Source organism: Conchiformibius kuhniae DSM 17694 (assembly GCF_000428785.1).
GTDB classification, from domain to species: Bacteria; Pseudomonadota; Gammaproteobacteria; order Burkholderiales; family Neisseriaceae; genus Conchiformibius; species Conchiformibius kuhniae.
Genome location: NZ_KE386800.1, coordinates 1 through 4,815, shown reverse-complemented (window position 1 = coordinate 4,815; position 4,815 = coordinate 1). Strand labels below are relative to the sequence as shown.

Sequence of the window (4,815 nt, the reverse complement as noted above, 5' to 3'; positions counted from 1 at the left end):
GTCTTAATCCCCTAATGATGGGGCGGAGTTTCCGACTGCGGAGCCTTGTTTTTCCATTTTTAATCAATTGCTTATTTCTAGAAATTTTGTAAATTAAAATCTTAACAAACATAAACAATTTTTAACAGAGCAAAGACCGCAGAAGCATGGTCGGAAGCATGCTTTCCACAGCGAAAACCAGATGCCATTCTAACAATTTTCTGTTTTTTGTCAAGCAGCAACATCGGTCAAGCGGTTAAAACCCGCACCACTCCGCCACGCGCACCGTCTGCCACGCCCCAAAGCCGTGCCAACACACCGTTTCACCCGCTTGCCGCCACACGCAGGCTGCGGCAAAATCGCCACCCACCCGCCACACCGCGCCGTGCCATACGCGCCCGTCCGCACACAAACGCCAATGCCCGCCGTGCTGCCGAATGCCCACGTCCGCCAAATCCGCAAACGCCAGCCCCGCCGCTTTCAACAAGGCTTCTTTCAGGGTCCACAGCGCATAATGCGCCGTCAGGGTGCGCCCGTGCCGCGCCAGCCAAATATGTTCATGCGGGTGCAGAATGTTGTCTTGCCATGCGCGAAAATCACGCGGGCGCAGCCGTTCCAAATCCGCGCCGACCACGCTTTCGGCACACGCCAACAATGCCGCGCCGCCACTGTGGCTCAAGCTGCGGCAACGCCCGTCCGCCGCCACGCGCTGTTTTAAAAAACGGCTTACCCGCCAATCATCGCGCCGCGCCAAGGCAGGACGGTGCGCCACCCGCACGGCATCGTTGGTGTCCAGCGCCGCATCATCGTAATACGCGGCGCAGTCGCGCCCCGCCACATACACATCCACAGTTGAAGCCCTTATCGCTTTTGGATTAAAATACGGTTTTTACAAAACTTTAACAGGAGTTTCGCCATGAAACGTTTTACCCGTCCCCTGTTGTTGGCTGCCTGTGCCGCGCTCGGTTTGGGTGCCTGCCAAAGTAAGGGCAGCCAGTCCGCACCAAGCGGCACCACCGCATCCGCGTCCGCCGAACGGCACAGTGGCGCATGCCGCCAAGTGCGCGGCGACACCGCCAGTGGCGGGCGCAATGTGTTGTACCGTTGCGACGGGCGCACCGTGCTGGCGTCTGCCGATGCCCGCGCCATCTTGGCAGGTGGCGCGAACATTCAGTTCGGCGGCGGCAGCAGCGTGATTAAAGGCGGATTGACCACCCGCCAAGCCGCCCGCCGCTTGGGCAAAAGCGATGAAGCCGCTTGCGAACGCGCCTACATCAGCGCCGCCAAAAAATTCCAAGAAACCGCCGCCAAACTCGGCGGCAGCCGTGTCAGCAACTTCCAAAGCTATTTGGACAAACGCACACTCGGCGGCGGACAATACGAATGCGAAGTCGGCACCTTCCACGCCCGCGTGCTGATTAAAGGCGATGTTGCCCGCTAGGCGCGTCATCAATTAAATTTTTCTGCTATAAATCATCATAATACAAAAACACCGTCATGCCCGTGTAGGCAGGAATCCACTACCTGATGTTTGTGAAGCGATGTTTTATCAATGCTTTTTGAAATTTGTTTTGGATTCCCGCCTGCGCGGGAATGACGGCGTGGTATTTTTTTGGTCAATTGATGACGCGCCCAAGCGCGTCATCATTTAATTTTAAGATTAAAATCAGTTTAATATCAAAACACCGTCATTTCCGCGAATATGGAAAGCCACTGCCCGATGCCCGGCGAGCCATGTTTTATCAACGTTTGTCGTGCTTCGACTCGGATTCCCGTCTGCTCGGGAATGACGGTGTAATGTTGTTGTCCAGTCAAATCCCGCCCAAGCAAACAGCCGCCTGAATCCCGTCAGACGGCTGTTTTTATCGTTGATGTGCTTTACTGTTCAAACAAGGCGGGACAACGCCGTCTGCAAACCCAAGCCCATCAACGCCATCACTTCAAACCGGACAACGGCAGTTTAACGCTTTTTGCCAATCACGGTGGCGATTGCCAAATTACTGTTGCGTTTCAAAGCGGTGCTGACCACGCCTTCCGGATATTTGATGTCGGACAGGTGCAGAATGTCGCCCGCCACCACGTTTTCGCAATCCAATTCCAATTCGGCGGGAATGTTTTGCGGATTCACAATCACGTCCACCACATTGGCGAGCAAAGACACGCGGCCGCTTTGCAGCTTCACCGCATGGGATTTTTCCGCGTTCACCACGCGCACGGGGATACGCATACGCAAGGGTTGGCTCAAATCCACCGCTTGAAAATCAATGTGTTGCACTTGGCGTTTCACGGGGTGCATTTGGTAATCGCGCACAATCACGTCCAAAACTTTGCCGTCCACGTCCAGTTTCAGCACTTGGGTAAAGAAAGATTCTTTTTCCAGCGCGAAAAACATTTCTTTGTGATTCAAGGCAATCGCTTGCGCTTCCTGACCCGCGCCGTAAACCACGGCGGGAACTTGTCCGGCTTGGCGCAGGCGGCGGCTCGCACCCGAACCTTGCGCTTCGCGAACGGTGGCTTTGATTTGGTTTGACATAATCAGTCCTTTAAAAATAAACAAGTAAAACCGCTACCGGGCCGCGACCGACCCTGCGGAGTGGGAAAATATAGTTAATCTGAAAAGCAAATCACATCAACTATAAACTGCCCGAAACCCTTTTCAGGCAGCCTGAAAATCAAGGCAAAAACAAAGAACGCGGTTGCACCAAATCATCGTTAAACAAATAGGACACCGATTCTTCGTTGCTGATGCGGCGGATGGTTTCCGCCAGCAATCCCGCGATGCTCACTTGACGGATTTTGCCGCACGCCTTGCCCGCTTCCGAAAGCGGAATGGTATCGGTAACAACGACTTGGTCGATGTCGGAAGAGGTGAGCCGCGCAATCGCCTCGCCGGAAAACACGGGGTGGGTGGCATACGCCATCACCCGTTCCGCGCCGCGCTCTTTCAGGGCGGAACCGGCTTTGCACAGGGTGTTGGCGGTGTCAATCATGTCGTCCACCAGCAGGCAGGTGCGCCCTTCGATGTCGCCGATGATGTTCATCACTTCCGCCACATTCGCTTTGGGACGGCGTTTGTCGATAATCGCCAAATCCGCGTTCAGCATTTTGGCAACGGCGCGGGCGCGAACCACGCCGCCGACATCGGGGCTGACAACGGTCAGGTTTTCAATGCGTTGCTGCACGATGTCGTGAATCAGAATCGGCGTGGCGTAAATATTGTCTACGGGAATGTCAAAAAATCCCTGAATCTGGTCAGCGTGCAAATCCACCGTCAAAACGCGGTTGATGCCCGCCGAATGCAGCATGTTCGCCACCAGTTTGGCGGAAATCGGCACGCGCGCGGAACGCGGACGGCGGTCTTGGCGGGCGTAGCCGAAATAGGGAATGGCGGCGGTAATGCGGGCGGCGGAAGCGCGTTTGAGCGCGTCTGCCATCGTCAGCAATTCCATTAAGTTGTCGTTGGTGGGGGCGCAGGTGGGCTGCAAAATGAATACGTCGCGTCCGCGCACGTTTTCCAGCAGTTCCACCGCGATTTCGCCATCGGAAAATTTGTTTACCGCCGCATCACCGAGCGTGGTATCCAAGTGCTTGACCACACGCGCCGCCAATTCGGGGTTGGCGTTACCGGTAAACACCATCAAGCTGTCGTATGCCATGTTTTCATCGCCTAAATTGTGGGAAATTTCAATCTGTTCGCTAGGAAACACGCGCTTCCTTCCATTGTGCGACATTTGTCAGACGGCGGCATTATACGCCATCGGCGCGGCAGGGCAAAGGCGGCAGCGAAATTTGTTGATTTCGGTTAAAAACGCACATTCGGGCTGCCTGAAAACGGGCATTCCCACCTGCCCTACCCTCATACCGGAACCGGCGCGTGGTGGTAACAATACGCCGTGCGCGATGTGCCGTACACTGTGCGGGGCATACGCCGTACTCCGGAAAATCCGAAATGAAACAGCCCTTTATTCTCCGTAAGATGTGGTTTTGGCACAAGGTTTTGCGCCCGCTTTCCGATACTACCGAAAACCCGTTTTCAGGCAGCCTGAAGTAAGCTTTTTGCAACGAAAATCAATTCGCATATCAAAACTGCCGTCATTCCCGCGCAGGCGGGAATCCAAGTCGGAACCAAACGACACATTGGTAAAGCATCGCTTTTCAAACAACATACGATGGATTCCCGCCTGCGCGGGAATGACGGTGCGGTTTTTTCAGTCAATTGACGACACACCCCCAACAGCCAAATCATGCGCCCAATTCGCCGCCTGAATCTGCAAATCCAATTCGCGGCAGGCTTTGGCAAGGTTGTCGGCGCGTTGGCGGATTTCTTTCACGTCCACCGCCGCCAACATTTTGATTTCGCTGCGGCTGTAACGCGATTGTTCGGGCGTGGCCGCGTCTGCCAGTGCCGTCAAAACGCCGTGTTCGGCTTTCAAACGGTCGCGGCGGGCGAGCGCGGCGGTCATGTTTTCGCCGTTTTCCAGAAAAATCTTGTGGTTGCTGCGGTTAATCGCCGTTACCAGCTTTTCCCACGCATCGGCGCAGCGTCCGTATTCCTCCAACAAATCAAGCGGTTGTTCGGCGGGCGTTTCGCCTTCCTGATACTGGGCGTTTTGCTGAACGCGCTGCTTCAACTGCGCCATGCGGCGTTGAAAATCGGCGCGTTCCGCCAGAGCTTCGGCAAGTTTCATTTTGATTTCACTTTAAAAAGTAAGCGCGTATGGCAGAACCACACGCGCTTGACTGGCTGGGGATGTAGGATTCGAACCTACGCATGTCGGAATCAAAATCCGATGCCTTAACCAACTTGGCGAATCCCCAAAAAAACGGGATTGGCTG

Annotated in this window: 5 protein-coding genes and 1 tRNA gene; 1 reads left to right on the top strand and 5 read right to left on the bottom strand. The window is 54.8% G+C overall.

Annotated elements, in window-relative coordinates; all coding sequences use genetic code 11:
* Positions 1–235 precede the first annotated feature (235 nt).
* Entirely contained in the window at positions 236–829 is a 594-nt protein-coding gene (locus G392_RS0110930) for a 4'-phosphopantetheinyl transferase family protein (protein WP_027010235.1), read from the bottom strand.
* A 66-nt stretch (positions 830–895) separates the two neighbouring features.
* Between G392_RS0110930 and G392_RS0110925 the strand changes: the two genes are divergently transcribed.
* A complete protein-coding gene (locus G392_RS0110925; RefSeq protein ID WP_034335287.1) occupies positions 896–1,420 on the top strand; it encodes an excinuclease in 525 nt (174 codons plus the stop codon).
* Between the two features lie 519 nt (positions 1,421–1,939).
* Here G392_RS0110925 and G392_RS0110915 read toward each other — a convergent pair.
* The 4 genes from G392_RS0110915 to G392_RS0110900 form a co-directional block, all read right to left on the bottom strand.
* Positions 1,940–2,512: a 50S ribosomal protein L25/general stress protein Ctc gene (locus G392_RS0110915; protein WP_027010233.1), complete on the bottom strand. Its 573-nt coding sequence runs from the start codon at positions 2,510–2,512 to the stop codon at positions 1,940–1,942.
* A 139-nt stretch (positions 2,513–2,651) separates the two neighbouring features.
* Complete coding sequence (locus tag G392_RS0110910) at positions 2,652–3,635, bottom strand: ribose-phosphate pyrophosphokinase (protein WP_211224375.1); 984 nt, start codon at positions 3,633–3,635, stop codon at positions 2,652–2,654.
* A gap of 552 nt (positions 3,636–4,187) precedes the next feature.
* Complete coding sequence (locus G392_RS0110905) at positions 4,188–4,667, bottom strand: DIP1984 family protein (protein ID WP_027010231.1); 480 nt, start codon at positions 4,665–4,667, stop codon at positions 4,188–4,190.
* 53 nt (positions 4,668–4,720) lie between these two features.
* Positions 4,721–4,797: transfer RNA gene (locus tag G392_RS0110900), tRNA-Gln, on the bottom strand.
* Positions 4,798–4,815: the final 18 nt, after the last annotated feature.